Genomic DNA, 17,443 nt, shown 5'->3' with positions numbered 1-17,443 from the left:
TTTGTCCAGTACAAAGTATGGCAGCGTATGCCAACTTTTGCCAAAACTTAGACAAGGGTGTGGCTTTTGGGGTTTACCGCTCTCGCTCGCAATAATGGCAGTCCTTCTACCAAGTTGATAGCTGCTTTCAAACCCGCGATCGCGTACAAAGAAGCTGCATCTGCTTGTTCAGATGTGCTAGCATTGGCTTCGTCTAATAACTTTATCAGATATTCAGGAACCTGTACGAGAGTGCCATCAGTACAGGCTAGAGGGACAAATTTAGTATCTGGAGCTAGGACTTTTGGCTTCATAAATGGCAGTTCGCGCTGGAAAGGTTTTGGAGTGCGGCGACTGTTTGTTACAGGCAATTGTTCTGATTTACGCTTATACCACCGCTTGGCTCGGTAAAAACTTCCTTTTAGTAATGGGGGCTGGTTTACCACAAGTACAGCTTCGTGAAAAGGAAAATTCATCTGTTCTCCTTCCTGAATTTTTGTCCTTTCTAAGTTAGATTTTGTCAACGAGTCAGGCGTAAGCGGACAGTGAGGATAAGACATGACTTTACAGTTATAAGTTAAGTCAGAAAGTAATTTCCCATTGCGTGACAGTTTCCCTTTAAGATAATGCCACTTTAATCCTGGGATATATGCTCCTGAATATTTTATTTCAACTGCTCCCATGTAGATCCATTCTGTACGTTCTAATGTCAGCAAAATGTCACCTTTTCCTAGTTGAATCGTGTTGCGTTTTAAAAAGTTATAATCTGGATGTCTCTTCAAAAGCTCTGACAGCCACTCTTTTTGTTTCTTATTCACGGTAAAAATATCTCTCAAGAATTTTGCTTTTTATCCAGTTGGCTGCGTTAGCAGAGATAATATAGCAACTGCTAAGGCTGTTAGGATTAGGGGCTAGGGACTAGGGAAAGAGAAGCTGCGCTAGTAATCAGGACTTACGTAGTGCTTTCTACCAAAAGTTAGAACTGTTGGCTGTAATTATTCGTTCTTAAGACTGAGCTAATACTGATTAGTTTTGATTTAAGCTAACTTGTTTGCTAATAATAATTTGTAACTACAAGTCAGATGAATTTTGAGATTAAATTTTTGATAGCACAGGCTAACTCTACTCCAGTTATCGCTCAAACTCAAAGGAGAACACAGCAACCCTCACCTCTATCGTCAATCGACTTAGGCGGGCTTTTCCAACAATATAATAACCCGGATGGGTATCTAACAATAGGGGCGCTGATTTTCCTCCTCTTACTGTCTCGGTTTCTAGGGAACGGCAAGGGCAAAATTACCACTGGCAAAGTATGCGGAACTTCCGAAAAAATGGCAGCCACTCAGCTTGCCTTGAAACAAATTAAAGAACGAAAACATAATAAAGTCACGCTATGGTGTGGCAGTCCTCGCTATTGGTGGAAGGGGAAAAAACTTAGAGGTTTTGTTACCACTATTCAGACAGCTTTGGGTTCTTCTCCCACTGTTTGGCTCCCTCATGCAGAACGGTCAACTTTAGTAATTGGAGCACCTGGATCGGGGAAAACTTTTTCGACAATTGATCGGGCGCTAGAAAGTGCAATGGTGCAAGGATTTCCGATTATTCTCTACGATAAGAAAGGAGATCAGCTCAAACTCCACGCACCTCTGGCAGCGCGGTATGGCTACCAAGTGTCGGTATTTGCACCGGGAGAACCCTATTCAGGTATTATTAATCCTCTCGACTTTATGAAATCGCCTCAAGATTCGGTCATGGCGGGGGAAATTGGTCAGGTTATTAATAGAAATGCGAGTGCAGGCAATGGAAAAGGTGATGAATTTTTCTCAAAAGCTGGAGACTTATTGGCTAAAGCACTCCTTCAATTAGTCAAGGGTTCTAAATATCCAGATATGGCAATGCTCTATGCAATTTTGAGGTTGCCAAATTTGGTAAAGCGGATTGACTATGCGGTTCAATCCCGTCGAATCGATGAGTGGGTCGCTACCAGCTTCAACCAATTTTTGAGCGCTAAGGAAGCAGAAAAAACTATTTCAGGAATTCTGACGACAGCGGCCGGAACGTTCAGCAGTTTTATCCAAGCTGACCTATTGCGAGCATTTTTGGGAAAGTCGGACATCCCAACGAAAATAGAAGGCCGACAGATGATTATTTTCAAATTAGATGACGAGCGGCGCTCCGTCGTGGGGCCTCTGCTAGCAGCCGCGATTCACCTCCTCGTCGTGTCCAACTTAAGTCGCCCTCGGAAAGATCCACTGGTTATTTCACTCGATGAATTTCCCTCCATTCGATTGGATCGGATGCCGCAGTGGATTAACGAATATCGCTCGAATGGAGCTTGTTTCATTCTAGGAATTCAGAGTTTGGAACAACTGTACGAAGGGTACGGAGAGAAAATGGGGGCGGCGATCGCCTCTGCTTGCAGCACTCATATTTTATTCAATCCGGGTAACACTGATACTGCAAAAAAATACTCCGATCGCTACGGAGAAAAAGAAGTTTTGCTGAAAAGCAAGTCCACCAGCCGTTCAATGGGCGGCCAATCTCAAAGCAATCAATCTATTAGTTGGAACGAGTCGCTTCAAAAAATGCCGTTGTTTTCGGTGGACGAAATTTTGCGGTTCCCCCAGGGACGGTGTGTAATTACGAACCCCGGCTACAGTTCCGGCGGCGAGGGGTCAATTCCTTACGCGCTGACCATACCCATTCCCAAAGCCGATTTGCAGCGGCAAAGCGAGAGTGAGGCTCTCTGGGATACAGAGGTCAGGTTCCGGCTGGAGAGTCGGGTGCAACTTGCAAGTCTTGACCAGCTTACAGCCGCTTTGTACGATCGCATTGAGGAAGCAGAACGGATGTTACCGCTGCCAGATGCCGGGGGTAACGTTCCATCCCCATCACCGATTCCACCAGGTTCAGGCAATAAATTTGCCTCTGACCCGCTAGACTCAGTTGTCAGTAAAACTGGGCGTTCCAGGCGGGTTTTTGCCACTGGCGGTATTGGCAAGCGCTAGCGGGAGTGTGCGAGCCAATGGAAAATTTTCCATCTTAAATGTGGCAAGGGGACTCCCGTTATACCCGCTCTTGGTTAACGGGAGGGGAATTGCCACCAGCAAACAAATTGCCCGATAGGGCATCCTTATTTTCAGGATTGATATTCATAGCCGTCAGCCTTGTGAATGGTTTTTAGATATTTGGGATGCACGTCAATTTTTTGCGTTGATAGTTGCAAGACAAAACTAGGGCGATACCTGATGGCAATTCGACCAACATATTGACCTGCAAACTTCCCTGAAGGGATATCAGCTTTAACGATGTCTCCCGTTTGAAAATGTTGAAAGTACTTAGATGACGGAGCATGAGCTTTTGGAAATCCGTACTTATCAGGACGGCATCGCTGTCGAGTCCCGTATCCTCTTGCTTTCACTAGGAGAGGTTTTACGTCTTTGAGAAGTAGACGTTCTGGAGTAGATGCTCCTACACAAGCTGCATCAGTCCAGTGATGTTTTTCAATTCCTCTGGTCTTACGGTTGAACTTTGTTCTACCGCCTGTTCCCACTTCGAGGGGTAAGCCAGTTGATTGTAGTCTTCTGTACAGTTCCCATCGGGTAGCATTAACAGCAGTTGCATCCTTCAAGGGGGATTTGGCTTGACTCAAAATCTTTTTGAGCAAGTCAGGCTTACGAGAGAGGAACTGTTCAATCGGCTTATTTCCTTTAGCTTCGTTACACTTCCTACAAGCTAACGTTAAGTTACTAACACGGTTGCTTCCTCCTTTTGATTTTGCCAGAATATGCTCAATCTCTAACGGAACATTTTCAGTGTGGCAGTAGACACATTTTCTTCCCCATTTGGTGAGCAAATACTCCTTAACTTCAAAGCCGAAAAGCTCTCCTCTTTGATACTCGACACCGCTAACTTCCGGGTTTTGTATCTGTTGTAAATCAAACCTAACAAGCTCTTGAGAGATTGCTGCGATCGGACACAGTTTCTTAATTCGTCTCACCCAGGTTTCAATATTTGCAATTCGACTTTCAAGGGAAGGTGGCAACCATCCTTGTTTACGAGTGCGGTTAAGAAAACGGGGCTTACGGTAACGAAGTTTACGGTTACGTCTTCCTCGTCTTAATGACCTCCGGGATTCGAGCGCGTCTTTAATTTGCTGTCCTCTGTGGGAAATTTCTAAGGCATTCGTGACACGTCCAGTCTTCTCTTGGATAACAGCAATCCCAGTAACCTTGCTACCGGGGTCGATCTTGATTCGGTGTGAGTGTGTTGTAGATTCATCAACTGTTCTCTCCTGCATCACAATAATAAACGGGTAACGTTTGAAAACCTTAGCCCTCCCTTTTTTGAGGATTTCTCTCGCCCGTGCTGGATGACACGGGTCAAGAGGTTTGAGATTTTTGTCTAGTACGAAAACTCGCATTACTTTGAGTCTCTCCTTTCGGGTATAGTTTGCCTCGACAATGTTATTCATCCTTGTTAGGTACAGCTCACTGGTTTAACTCGTTTAAGCCTGTTTAAAACTGTACGAAAGAGCTACAAACTGGCACGTATTTGTAGGTTTCATGAGCTGAATAACGTAGGTTTTGAGAACCTTAGTCTGGTCACGGAGCGAGCTTTTAACAAGCTCCCGTCATAGTCCGTAGGACTTGACGGCGAGTTCGTGACTGGCCTTGACCTGGAAGTTGGGATCGATTCGGATTCTGAGCGTCGCGATCGCATTCTGAGCGACTGCGACAATAGTCTAAATCTCTACCTCTGGAATTCCCTCAATGTCGAAATGAGTTAGGGGTGCGATCGCAGGCGGTGATGTTCTTCGAGCAGCAACAGGCCATCTCGCCTGTCCTGCCAGCGCGGACGCGAGCCAGTCTTTCGCCTGCGCGTGTTGCCGGCTGTCCCAACTGATTTCATGCCTCGTCCCCGGATGGGCGGGGTGCAGTGCTAACACGGTTAGCTTGATATTTTCTGGCGACAGCGAGAGAGATTCGGCTGCTGTCCACAATTTTACTCGGTCAGACCAATTTAATGCAGGATGGCGGATTGCCCATTCAATTAAATGGACGGATTGACGTTCAAGAAAAGCTGCATTGGCGTTGATTTGTACGCATACATCTTTATTAAGCTTAGCGCTAAACTGAGTATCGACTAAGAATGTAGGAGGTTCCCATTCAAATACCTCTGGAAATAGCAAACTAACTTCCATAATCCACTTATCCACTTTGGGATTCGCAAGTAGCAGAGGTTCAGTGGGGAGTTTCAATAAAGTTTGTTTCATTATTAGTTGAAATTTCTCTTGTTTCAATTCAATGGGAACTGTTAGTTGTGTCGGATTGGCTAGAAAACTTAAATCAGTGAGGGTGATTAATTGCATCGGTGGTAAGACAGTTACAGCTTACCCAGAGGGCGCGACGCTAGTCGCCTGCACGCTGTTGATTAATAATGAGCATTTTGGTTATAAAATATTTGTAAATAACGGGACTTAAACAAATTTAAAGCCCAAACAAAGCCGAAACTAGCTTTATAAGCAGAGAATACGTTCCAATTTTTGTTCAGCCATTTCACAAACCGAAAAGATATGGCTGTCCGAAACGCTGAGAGCGCATCAGTCAAGGTGTTTAAAGGTTTATTTGTCCAACTGCGTCCTAATCCTCCAGTTAAGGTATGCCAGAAAATGAAAGTGTAGGCACAAAATACCAAAATTAAATGTCTCAATCGCATCCCTATTTGAAAACTGTCCGGAGTATTACTGTATCATACGCTTCCCTTTTAATTAAAACGTAAAAGTAGTTCGGAATAAGCCAATCCAAATACTATCATTAGCAGCCTTATGCTCAGGATTAGTAATCAACAAAACTCCCGTAGTAAGAAATATGTTGTTAGTAAGTGGATAACGATAAGACAACTCAAAATGCAGCGAACTATCGCGGTCTAAGCGAGAAGAAACATCATTACTTGTAACCTTCGGAGGCATACCAAAAACAAAATTTAACTGACTCCCCAACTTACCCAAATCAGGCACTACCGCAGTAACTGCCCAACTCCAGATGTCCGCACTAGATCCCTGTGAACCATCTAAACCATTCACACGAGGCGAAGACTCAGCCCTAGCATTAAAATAGCTAACCCAAGCGCCTAAAATCAACTTATTGCTCAACTTATAAGTAGATTGTAAGCCAAAAGCATTAGAAGAAGTCGCCGTACTTTCTCCAAAAGGCAACTGAGCAAATCTACTGCCCTTACCCCCAGTTACATTAACACTTGAACCCAAAGCGTAGTAACGACCGTAGGTAAAAGCGATCGCTAACCTATTAGATGGAGTATAAGTTAACTGAGTTAAAGCAGTATATTGACCGCCAAACAGTCCCTCAACTGGATTGCTACCACTCGTAGTTAAATAACTGACACCAGCGGCAATTTTATCGGTGAAGTTATAGTAGACTACAGCACCAGTACCAAAAGCAAACGAATAGATAGGACTTTCAGCACCAAAATTGGAAATAGAAGAAACAGGATTAAGGGCCGGAAAAATACGAGTCGGAAAATCTGCAAGAGGTGCGATCGCTACTTTACCGCGTTTACCTATCGGAAACTCATAAAACAACGAGCCTAGCCTAACATTATTGGTAGTGTCAACGGCACCAATCAGGCGAGTCATATCTGTTCCAGTAATACTACTACCAAAATTGCTGACATTTCCAGCCCGAATGCTAGTGCGTAATCTGTCTCGACCTGTAAAACTGGTATCAAAGTTGAGATTTATGCGGGATGATAAGGTGAGATTTTCATTCAAATCGTCCCTGGGATTTTCCCCAGAAGGAACAGCTTTCTCGTCTCCAAAAGCACTAATTAAATTAAAATCTACTGTCCCCCGGAGCACTGTAGTAGTGCTAAATTGATTGTCGTTAAGAGAGTCTACTCGCTGTTCTAAATTATCTATTTTAGTTGTGAGGGTTTTCAATTCAGTAGCAAAATCTGCTTGTAGCCTTTGTACAACTGCCAACTCTTCTCGATCGGGGAATGTATTGCTCAAACTATAAATTATACGTCCAACCTTAATTAAGCAAGTATTAAAAGCAGCAGCAAATTCATAACGGGTTATAGCACGATTACCCTCGAAAGTAGCTTTGCCAGAACCAGCAATGCAACGATATTTTTCTACCAAGCTTCGCAGCGCTTCATAAGCCCAATCGCCCGGACTAACATCTCGCAAATCTGTGACACTGGTAACTTCATCCATAGCATCGGGTGGTTGGCTAAATAGTTGGGGCGGTTGTAATTGGTTAGTAGGAATTTTGGGGACTTGAGGTTCATCATCCGCGTTGACTGAGGGCAACCTATTAGCAGAAGATACTTGATTTTCCAATGTGCTAGAAATCGCATTTGAATTACTCAATAATTCTTCCCAATACTTCTCGGATAAGACTCGATCGCCCCTAACCTCTTCACCTTCGTTCCCGCTTAAAAAGGGTGGAACATAGCTCTCCTCCTTTCTAATAGGAGTTGGAGGAATATTCGACGATTCAATATTACTAACCGACAAGTCTTGGGATTCTTCCCCAAAATCATTTGAGTTAAAAGTTGTTACAGATGATGGACGCAGAGATTCGTTAGTCGTGTTAATTTCATCAGTTGTAACCATAACACCTGAAGTGTCTGCCAATCTAATAACTTGCTCAGTAGCCTCATTCTTATCGGGCAAATTTGCATTTATAGTTGTTTGAGATTCAGGTTCTGGAGTATCGGCAAGATTTGCTTGCGCCCAGACAGGAGGTAATATTAACAAGTTACAACCCAGTATTAATGAGGTTAGCGGCAACGGCAGACTCAATTTGCTCATAATTTCTCTTTCCGATCGTACATACAATGGATAACAAACCTTTTTATCTCCGAACGCAGGAGGAAAAGTGCCCTGTGTCTCCTGCTGCGACCTTCATGGAGCAAGGGTTTAAGACAGAAGGCAGGAGGGGTCGAATCCCCTACTGAGAAAGCTCCTCCTGCCTTCTGCCTCCTGCCTCCTGCCTTCTTCATTAAGGACGAACTCTCAATTCATTATTGGCAGTTTTAATCACTTTATTAGCTACATCTTCGGGAATTTTCGTATACCCTAACTCTCGATTAAATGCTTGACCCTTAGTTAAAATCCATGTCAACAAGTTCTTATTAGCTTGGACAAGAGTTTCGTTGGGATACTTTTCATAAAATAGTAGCCAACTCAAACTAACCAAGGGGTAGCCATCTTCTGGGTCATCAATATCTTCCGTCGTAAAATCATCGTTAAACTTGATATTAGCTAGGGCTTTTTCAGTCTCTGCTAAAGTCGGTTCCACGTAACGACCAGCCCGATTTTCAATCCTAGCTGTAGCCAGATTGTTCTGACGAGCAAAGCTTGTTTGCACATAGCCGATCGCACCATCAATCCTTCGTACTTCTCCAGCCACTGCACTATCTTGAGGAAGGGCCGCGAAAACCTGAAATCCCCAATTAGGTTCGCGCGCCGCTTCTATCTTTCCACCCGTAATTTTTCGCAAGTATTTAGTGAGAGTCAAGGTAGTACCGCTACTATCGGATTGAACTACAACTTGAATCTTTTTGTTAGGAAAACGGGAATCAACTTGGTTCCAATTGGCAATTTTACCTGTGAATATTTGTGCCAGTTGCTCGCGAGATAACTTGACATCGGAGGTCACATCTTCAAGGTTGTAAACAATAGCTATTGCCCCTCCCCCTGTGGGTACCATTAGCAACCCATCTTCCATCTGATTTTTCTCAATTGGGGTAGGAATTAAAGTAGTACCTCCGAAGTCCAGTGTTTTATTGATGAACAGCCGAATGCCACCTCCACTGCCAATGGAACTATAGTTGAACTTGACGCCTGTTTCCCGTTCGTATTCGGCGCTATAACGTTGATAAAGAGGTTCGGAAAAAGAAGCACCAGCACCCTTAAGTAATTGAGCAAAAGCAGCATTAGTAGTGAAAGCAAGTGTTGTTGCAGTTAGTGTGGCAGCGACAATTCTCTGCCAATTACCCGTAAATATCTTCATGGATTCTGTGCCGCCAAATTGCATATTTTGACTGTTGATGTGTTAAATATTGATTTTTTTGCGGTAAATGACGACTTTATTACCATCAGCAGCAATTTCTAACCAAAAATCCCGAATGACAAATTGATAGAAAAATTCGCCAAGACGGGTACTCCGCCAAGTGCTGATAAGTGGGTCATTTGGTGCCCATTTTTTGAAAGCTTTTAGAGCAATTTCAGGGACTCCACTGGACTCTATTTGCTCGTCAACTTGAATAAGAGTGCCAGTGGGAGTAACTTGTACTTCAACTTCAAAGCCTTGTTGGTTTTTACCTCTGAGTATGTATATTAACGAACCATCTGACTTCAGTTCAATTCTGGCTTGGCTAAATGCAGCATTTGTCGCTGTCTTTGCTGAAGACATTGCTGGAAGTGCTACTTCTTCCAGGGGTATTTTTCGGACTATGCCTCCTAGATTTTGGGCTATTAATGAACTTCCACTGGGAGTGAAAGACTGAGCTTGAGTCTCACTCAAATAAACAGAGGAGGCGAGGACAGCTATTCCTGCAATTCTTAAAATTTTCCACGAAGCAGTTGTGCAGAGAGTCATAATTTTTTTAGTTTTTTTTCTGGTTCATTATTTTTCAGAGTGCAAAAATACTCGGCAACTCAGTTCCTTCTCTCCAGCATTAACCCAGTCAAGTCAGGAGGGAAGAGGCAGGAGGCAGAAGTAATAATAGAAAGGGTTTCAGCAATCGATCGTGTCCGGCGCAGCCTTCGCAGTTGCTAGAGTTCGATGAGAAGCATGGGGATACAATTCTGCTTTGAAACAGGGATTTATGCCTAGAACTCAAATTTTTATTCATACTTCTTTCCTGCTGCCTCCTGCCTCCTTTTGTAATCTCTGTTTCGTTACTTTGACGAGATGTTTATATAATGTATTTGCTAAATACCTTAATCTTTATTTTCCAATAAGTAAAGTCGGAAAAGTAGGAACATTCTTCAGGAAAACTCTACACAGCAACTCGATCTGAGCTATCAGTTGCCAAAACTGCTCTCGATACCAACCCCTCTCTCCCTGTCATTGCTACACCCAGGAAGTAAGGTAGGAAAAGTAGGAATATTAGGAGAAATATGTCTACTTTTTCTGCGATCTAAGTTTTGCAAGATCGAAGGAAATTTTGTTAACTTCATACCGATTGCATTTATTATTCATTTCTTCCAAAGTACAACTGTCTGGTGTATTCGTTTAGTTGAAAATTGGGATGGCGATTGAAGGACATGGTAGCGCTGATGCGAGGGATAGTGCCTTCTACAGGAGTCACGCGATGCATGGAAAGCTTTCCTGAGTGCAATACAAAGACACCAGGAATGGTGGGAAGGTCTTTAGTGAGAGAATGTCTGTCTCCTCTGATAATCTTTGCCAGTGCTTCTGTATCTTTTTCTACTTCCGAACGAGAGCAAGGTACATACTCTAGCACTCCTCCAATCTGTGGAGCCAAGATGTGGAGGACGATAGTATATTCTGACACATCGAAGTGCCAGTCTTGCTCGTCATTGTTGTGGTGAATATGCACTGTCATTGCTCCAAGTTTGTCTGCGGATCTGTAGACTTCATGACCAACTACAGATGAGACAAAAGCCACAAGAGGATTCCACTGAAACAATACCTTGAGCGGAGAATCTGAAGATATTCGATCGTATGCTAGGGTACGTTTAGTATATATCTTTTGAAGATAACTTGGGTGGTCAGGAGGAAAATTCTGTACATTTTGAGTACCTAAAAACACGTTATTAGACCCCGTAAAACAGAAGCTCTTGGTGACATCATCTGACTGTGTTTCAGATGCGATCTGGTTGACAATTTCTGGACGCAAGAAGTTGTTGAGGACAGTTAAACTATTACTATTGAATTCCTGACGCGCTTTTTCGAGCAATATCTTTCCCGCTTTACTCTCTAAGTCGTGGATAGGATATTTATCAAGATTGATAATTTTTGAAATTTTTGATAACACTTTACTTGGCTCCATTTGTCGAGTGTGGTCTGAAAAGCTTCTAATATGATACCACACAATTAACCAATTATTCCTAATCTATTTCTCAGCATTTCCATATCTTCAAGCCACATATTTTCCCATCTTAAACCTAATATTTTTTCAGCATTCTGTCCCATTTGAAAACCTTTTGTTAGGTTTTGTAAATATAGTTGACAGTCAAAGATTTTATCGTCAAACAGAATATGAGACATTCTCGCTATCAGCAGATAATATATATTGGTGATCGTCGCTTGACCGAGATAAAACCCTTCTATGCCGATTTCTCCCAAGTTATCCGTTTCAAATCCCGTAACAACATGAATAATATCGTGAGTTTGTCTGATTCTTCCGAAAAAAAAATGATATCGATCGTACTCTTGCTGAGAAATAAAAGGAAAATTTTCTAAGTTATTACGAGCCATATGTTCTGCGTAAATATAGCCGAGAGTGTTGGTTGGCATCTTAATTAATTCTTCAAGAGGATGCACGGGATTATAATTCTCTTGAAATAGCTCTTCTAAACCAGGGATATTATCGTATATGAGTTGTTCCGCTTTCTCTTTATTTCTTTCAATGATAGTATCTCGGACTGACTCAGATATTCCAAGAATATTGTTTAGTGAGCAGGGATTGACTGCTAAACCAATCATCTTGACTAAAATATCGGTAAATTCTGAACCAGTATAACCATTATGCATCTGCCTTTTCCTCAATCGTTAACTATTGATTACCCTTCACTTGTAAAAACTTAGCTTTTGATTCATCCAATACCGTTGGTTTAACTGGGAAGTAGCCCAAACTAGAAATTTCTTCGTTCACATAAGTCAAGTAATAGTTAACAAAACCTGCTACTTCCGATCGCTGCCGAATCGCTTTGGCATCCGCATAAATATACAGCGGACGAGTTATCGGATATGTTGACAGAAAAGGGTCTACTCTATCAATAGCGATAGCCCTCAACTTGTCTCGGTTTTGTTGATAGGAGGCATACTCTAAAAAGCCAACCATGTAAGGATTAATTAAAGCTTCTGAGTGCAACTGCTCTACAAAGTCATAAAATACCGTATTGGGAGCATTAGTAAGTTGGCTGACGTTCCCTTGGAAAATAGCTTGGGAAAGCAGGTCAACAGAGCCTCCAGTACCAGACCCCGCTGGGACAATGCGTTTAATCAGCTCTTTTGGCCATTTGGGATTGACATCTGACCAATGTTGAACAGTAAATACCTTTGCTAGTTCGTCGCGCGTCAGACTGTGTGGGAGGAAACTATTCTGAGAACTGACTACAATGGTCACAGCATCGGTGGCTATTTGAAAGTTGATCGGCTCAACACCTGATTTGGCACAGGCTGCTAACTCCTGACTGGTAATCGGGCGAACTGCATTGACAATATCTACCTTTTTATCCTCGCAAAATAGCTTGAAGCCAACCTGAGTATCAATACCAGCGAGATTAATCTTGCTGGGATACCCGTCTTGGATAAAGCGTTGAGCAATAGCCTGACTAATCGGCAAAACTACCTGACTTCCTGATATAGCTAATGTTCCCTCTAGCTCCAGGGGATTGACTTCGGGTAATACAATCCCCTGTTTAGCTGAGTCTTGATTTGAGGGTGATTTAACTAATTTTCCCTCGACTTTCTGAATACCCAAGTTTTCTTTGGAAGCTTGATCCGCACTAGCTTGATTGCCAATATTTGCTTGTGAGGTTTTGGATTGACCAGCGCAGGCTGTTAATACTAAAACTAGGTTGAGCAAAAATAAGTAATTTATGTAAATTTTTGCTCTACTTATTCTCATCCTGATTGATGACATATATGGGAACCACCCAGGTAGTTAGGAGGGAAATTGAAAAAAATAGGAAGTTTGTTAGTGTATTTTTAGTCTCCTTTTTGGAAAAATGTAGTGTTTACTTGACCTGAATGTAGCGTATTTATTTGAGGCAAAATTTAAACTTTACCACTAAACAAAATCTACACTATTTAACCGGAAAAGTCAACCCTAAAATTACCAAACAAATAACTATTTTAGCGCTAATTTCAGGATAGCAAGAGGCAGGATGCAGAAGGTAGGAGGCCGGAAACAGAAGTAATAAAAGCTACCTATTTGTGCGATCGCTCGTGTCCGGCATCCCCTTAGCGGTTGCTATAATTCTATAAAAATTCAGGGTTAAAAACTCCGCTTTCAGGGCGGAATGTTTTTGTAAATCCCATCCGAAAAACCTCACGCTTCATCTGTTAACAGTCCACAGTCAAAAGTCCACAGTCAACAGTTTAACTATCTTCTCACTGGTATTCGGCTACCATTGTTATTGCTCGGTGGCTTCACATCCTCCTTAATTCCTTTGGCAACTAGAACCATTTTTTTGCGTTCTTCGATATATTGGAGAAATTCTGAGGCAAATTTGTGGTTAGATTCAATTGCTTCGACAATCTTTTCGGCGGGAATGACTACAACCTCAACATCTGCCTTGGCGATCGCTGTAACTGGACTTACCTCTCCTGGAAAGATAGCCATTTCACCAAAGGCTTCGTTAAGTTCAAGCTCGTCCACTATCTTGCGATCGCCTTTTTCATCTTTTAGGTAAGCCTCTCCCGTACCCTTGAACATAATATAAAGTCCCTCGTCTTCTTTGCCTTCCTGAATAATTAGCTCACCTTGGCCGTAGCTTTTAAATCTAGCTCGTTGGGCCAATTTTTCAATTTGATTGTCATTGAGCGTTAGGAAATATGGGAGCGATCGCAAATAAGTTATCAATTCCGGTTGGCGGTTCTCTACTACTTGGGGAATTCGGCTTGGTATCCCTTGTTGAGCATCGACGCTGTACTGAACGGCGATCGGATAAGGAGCGGTAAAACCATAACGTTTAGTTAGATAATAAAGTCGGACTTTGAGTTCAGGAGCAACGATACCAGCTTTTTCGGGCAGCACTTTATACCAAAGGTCGTAGGTGATACTGGAGTCTCCATAGGAACTAACCTCCGCAAAACCTTTGCCTTCGATCGGATCTATACCCTCGAACAAGCTATTTAGTGCTGGAATCACTTCATTAGGAGAGTCGTCGTAAGAAAAGCTGGCAGAAATATTTTTCCACATTGCTCCCTGGCCGTAATTGATAATCTTTGCCTTCGACAACACTCCATTGGGAACGTTTAATTTCCAGGCAGGAGTTCCTATGGTGACCGACCACCAGTTTTGCTCTAGTACCCGCCCCTGCTTTCCGTCTACCTCAATCCAATCACCGGTTCTGAATGGTTTGGCAAATAGCAGCAGCAATCCTGATACCAAGTTGCTGAGGGTATCTTGCAGCGCTAGGGCAATTACTGCTGAAGCTATCCCCACACTGGAGCCCAAGCCAGTAAAACTTATATCCCAAACTCCATTGAGAATGTAATAGCCAATGGCTAAGATCACTACACCCCTAGCTACCTGAAAAAACAGGTTAGGTACATGAATTTGCCATTTAATAGTTTCTTTTTTTGTCGTCAGTAGGGCATTGACTAAAGAAAGTCCCGCTACAATAACGGCAACCCAAGTTAACGTTTCCACAAAACGTGCCCAGGAATCTTTGCCAGCGACGTTCAAAAGCTGCCGCATTACCAATAGCACGGCTAACGGCGGTAAGAGATACTCGCGCACCTGACGCAGACCCACTGCTAAGGGGTGTTGCTCGCGTTCCAATCTTGCAGCGGCTTCACCAAGCAATATGCCAAACAAGGGAAATCCCAGCCCTAAAAGCAATAGCCATCCCAGAAGTGATTTATCCATGACTTTTTTTTAACGAATGATAAACAATGAGTAGTAAGTATTTTTCAGCAGCTTTCGATTAGTTAGAATTTGGCTTTACTGAACATGAATGGTTATTAGTCAAGCCCTCTCATCGGCGGATTGTTTTTAGAACTGGGCGGAGGGTTAAATTTCCGTATTAAACATCTCGCTCTCAACAGTCAAGTGTCTACTGTTTAAACGCTTATTTTTCCAAACTCAACTTCTGCTACTTATTTCCTAATTTTGCTCAGGAATATGTAAACTTCTTTCCATACTTTTCGCCCTGGCGTAGTAAACTATTCAGCCAGACCTTGCTGGATTTATATTGGTTACTTATCTATATCAGGTTAAGTTGTTTAAGTCAAGCTATTTTCAAGTTTTTTGCAGGTAAATTATTCTGTGAGGCCAAGTAGGAAAAGTAGGAAAAGTAGGAAAAGTAGGAACCTAGTATATTTGTTAGACGATCGGGATTAATAGCCTTGACAAAGGCTTGCAAAAAAACGTAATATTGATCGACATGTTGTTTAAAGAAACTAGAAATGTTACGCAGAATAAAAATGGCAAAAAACAAATGACTTTACAGGACAACGGCACCAGTCACTTCTGATTCGATGCTGTGGTTGTTGGCGGTGGGATTATTGGTAAATCGATCGCCTTTGAACTAGCCCGTTCCGGTTTGAAGGTGGTGCTGATCTATCTCCAACAGCAGAATAGTGATGGAGCTTCGCTGGCTAGTGGTGCTATGTTGGGCGCATACGGCGAGATTACTGCCGACCAAGAGACTCTCGAAGAACAGCTTGAACTGGAGTTTCGGATCAAAGCCCAGAAGATTTACCCTGATTGGCTCGATAGCGTGAGGGAGGCATCGGCGCAAGAGATATTTACCACAGAAAGGACATTTATTATCGGTAACAGTGCAGGCGATCGCGATCGCGCCAATCTCAAGCGCATGAAAGCCCAACTAGAAACCTATAATGAACCCCATGAGTGGGTCGATCCAGACGACGTTCCCGGTTTAGATGCCAACAATTCCTACCCAGCGTACCAAGCTTTGTTTATCCCCGGTGAAGGGTCAGTTGATTTTCACAACTTACTGTCAGCCCTTGAGGTGGCGATCGCACAACATCCCAAAGGGGAAGTCTTAGACGAGAGAGTTGAATCATTGCTTTGAGCTAGATAATTGGCAGGGGTTGATGCAACTTGTTGAGGATTGGGTGATTATCGCTCTCGCGGTGTTTACTTCTAGGTGGACATGGCAGCACTTGCTGTCAAACTGTACTAGCAACTTGAGTTAATTATTTTATGAATTCTGTAAGATACTGGGTTAATTGGGCTGGTAATGTTTCTTCTCAACCGAGTTCTTATCATGAGCCAACGACTGAAGATGAAATAGTCTCTTTGGTTAAGTCTATAGCTAATGTTGGTGAGCGCATTAAGGTAGTTGGCTCTGGTCATTCATGTTCTAGAATTGCTGCTTCTAATGGAGTTCATTTAGTTTCATTAGTCAAATATAACAAGGTACTAGAAATCAAAAGTGAAGCTTGTACAGTTACCGTTCAAGCGGGTATTTCCCTAAAACAAATTAATAATTTTATTGAACATCACGGATTAGTTCTTTCAAATATTGGTACTATCTCAGAACAGACAATTGCAGGGGCTATTAGTACAGGCACTCATGGAACGGGTATCAACTTTGGTGGTATTTCACAACAGATAACGGCTCTAACTATGGTATGTGCTAATGGGGAAGTAATTTCTTTGTCAAAAGAACAAGAACCGGAATTTTTTGCAGCGGCTCTGGTGAGTTTGGGGTGTCTAGGAATTATTTCTACAGTAACTATTTCTTGTGAATCTGCTTTTAATTTACGTTGGCTGGGGAGTCCAGCTACTTTAGACTACGCACTAGAACATCTCGAAGAGTTAAATCAATCGGAACACTTTGCATTTTGGTGGTTCCCTCATACGAATTATGTTTATTTGATGAGTAGTAATCGGACAGCTCAACCGATCGATCCTCCAAAAAATGCTATTGTTATTTGGTTTAAAGACGTAATATTGGGAAATTACCTTCATGAAGTTGCTCTCTGGTTATCAGTTCATGTTCCTGGGATCGTCCCAACAATTAATCAGTGCTTTCGTTACTTGTTTTTCAGCAGTCAACGAGAGCGGATTGCTCTGAGTTACCAAATTTTTAACCTAACTATTCTAATCCGTCAGTATGTAATGGAATATGCTATTCCAATCGAAAATACTGCTACAGCTATTCGTAAGCTGCGTGATTTGATTGATGAGGCAAAATTTAAAGTTCATTTCCCTATCGAAGTTCGTTTTTCAGCCAAAGATGATGCTTGGCTGAGTCTTTCTTATGGAAGAGAAACTTGTTTCATAGGGGTTATCATCTATCGCCCTTTTGGGCAGGAGATTCCTTATGAAAATTACTTTCAGCAGGTGGATGCGCTAATGATTTCTTTGGAAGGTCGTCCTCATTGGGGAAAAATCCATTATCAGAGTACAAATCATTTCCGTAAACTGTATCCAAAGTGGGACGAATTCCTAACTATACGTAACAGTCTTGATCCAAAATATATGTTTATCAATGACTATCTTGAAAGGATATTTTTTGATGAGGCATAGATAATAGTAT

Annotated in this window: 13 protein-coding genes and 1 pseudogene; 3 read left to right on the top strand and 11 right to left on the bottom strand. The window is 42.4% G+C overall.

The genetic code is table 11. The features are described 5' to 3' along the window. Positions 1 to 47 precede the first annotated feature (47 nt). Complete coding sequence (locus QUB24_RS02705) at positions 48 to 797, bottom strand: hypothetical protein (RefSeq protein WP_333150390.1); 750 nt, start codon at positions 795 to 797, stop codon at positions 48 to 50. Positions 798 to 1,061: 264 nt separating this feature from the next. On the opposite strand from QUB24_RS02705, the gene QUB24_RS02700 reads away from it, so the two are divergent. Further along, complete coding sequence (locus QUB24_RS02700) at positions 1,062 to 2,987, top strand: type IV secretion system DNA-binding domain-containing protein (protein ID WP_333150388.1); 1,926 nt, start codon at positions 1,062 to 1,064, stop codon at positions 2,985 to 2,987. A gap of 131 nt (positions 2,988 to 3,118) precedes the next feature. On the opposite strand, the gene iscB is transcribed toward QUB24_RS02700, so the two are convergent. The 10 genes and pseudogenes from iscB to QUB24_RS02650 form a co-directional block, all read right to left on the bottom strand. Further along, positions 3,119 to 4,402, bottom strand: a complete 1,284-nt coding sequence (gene iscB / locus QUB24_RS02695) for an RNA-guided endonuclease IscB (RefSeq protein ID WP_333150386.1) — start codon at positions 4,400 to 4,402, stop codon at positions 3,119 to 3,121. Between the two features lie 321 nt (positions 4,403 to 4,723). Beyond that, positions 4,724 to 5,350, bottom strand: a complete 627-nt coding sequence (locus QUB24_RS02690; RefSeq protein ID WP_333150384.1) for a hypothetical protein — start codon at positions 5,348 to 5,350, stop codon at positions 4,724 to 4,726. Between the two features lie 122 nt (positions 5,351 to 5,472). Next, positions 5,473 to 5,691 (bottom strand): annotated as a pseudogene (locus QUB24_RS02685) (IS701 family transposase); the annotation flags it as partial. Positions 5,692 to 5,749: 58 nt separating this feature from the next. After that, positions 5,750 to 7,816 carry an iron uptake porin gene (locus tag QUB24_RS02680; protein ID WP_333150382.1) on the bottom strand — a complete coding sequence of 689 codons (2,067 nt, stop codon included), beginning with the start codon at positions 7,814 to 7,816 and terminating at the stop codon, positions 5,750 to 5,752. Between the two features lie 190 nt (positions 7,817 to 8,006). Next, a complete protein-coding gene (gene pstS / locus QUB24_RS02675) occupies positions 8,007 to 9,044 on the bottom strand; it encodes a phosphate ABC transporter substrate-binding protein PstS (RefSeq protein WP_333150380.1) in 1,038 nt (345 codons plus the stop codon). 18 nt (positions 9,045 to 9,062) lie between these two features. Then, a complete protein-coding gene (locus QUB24_RS02670) occupies positions 9,063 to 9,608 on the bottom strand; it encodes a hypothetical protein (protein ID WP_333150377.1) in 546 nt (181 codons plus the stop codon). Between the two features lie 598 nt (positions 9,609 to 10,206). Continuing rightward, on the bottom strand, positions 10,207 to 11,028 hold the full coding sequence (locus QUB24_RS02665) for a HalD/BesD family halogenase (RefSeq protein ID WP_333150375.1): 822 nt from the start codon (positions 11,026 to 11,028) through the stop codon (positions 10,207 to 10,209). Positions 11,029 to 11,072: 44 nt separating this feature from the next. Continuing rightward, positions 11,073 to 11,732 (bottom strand): Coq4 family protein, encoded by a 660-nt coding sequence (locus QUB24_RS02660; protein ID WP_333150373.1) that lies wholly within the window; start codon positions 11,730 to 11,732, stop codon positions 11,073 to 11,075. 22 nt (positions 11,733 to 11,754) lie between these two features. Further along, positions 11,755 to 12,789 carry a substrate-binding domain-containing protein gene (locus QUB24_RS02655; protein WP_333150371.1) on the bottom strand — a complete coding sequence of 345 codons (1,035 nt, stop codon included), beginning with the start codon at positions 12,787 to 12,789 and terminating at the stop codon, positions 11,755 to 11,757. Positions 12,790 to 13,308: 519 nt separating this feature from the next. Continuing rightward, on the bottom strand, positions 13,309 to 14,799 hold the full coding sequence (locus QUB24_RS02650; protein WP_333150369.1) for a cyclic nucleotide-binding domain-containing protein: 1,491 nt from the start codon (positions 14,797 to 14,799) through the stop codon (positions 13,309 to 13,311). Between the two features lie 616 nt (positions 14,800 to 15,415). Between QUB24_RS02650 and QUB24_RS02645 the strand changes: the two genes are divergently transcribed. Continuing rightward, positions 15,416 to 15,970 (top strand): FAD-dependent oxidoreductase, encoded by a 555-nt coding sequence (locus tag QUB24_RS02645; protein ID WP_333150366.1) that lies wholly within the window; start codon positions 15,416 to 15,418, stop codon positions 15,968 to 15,970. Between the two features lie 131 nt (positions 15,971 to 16,101). After that, positions 16,102 to 17,433 (top strand): D-arabinono-1,4-lactone oxidase, encoded by a 1,332-nt coding sequence (locus QUB24_RS02640; RefSeq protein ID WP_333150363.1) that lies wholly within the window; start codon positions 16,102 to 16,104, stop codon positions 17,431 to 17,433. The last annotated feature ends 10 nt before the right edge of the window (positions 17,434 to 17,443 follow it).

The sequence above is a fragment of the Microcoleus sp. B9-D4 genome, from assembly GCF_036705105.1.
In the GTDB taxonomy this organism is placed as follows: Bacteria; Cyanobacteriota; Cyanobacteriia; order Cyanobacteriales; family Microcoleaceae; genus Microcoleus.
This window is presented reverse-complemented; position numbering and strand designations above follow the sequence as displayed.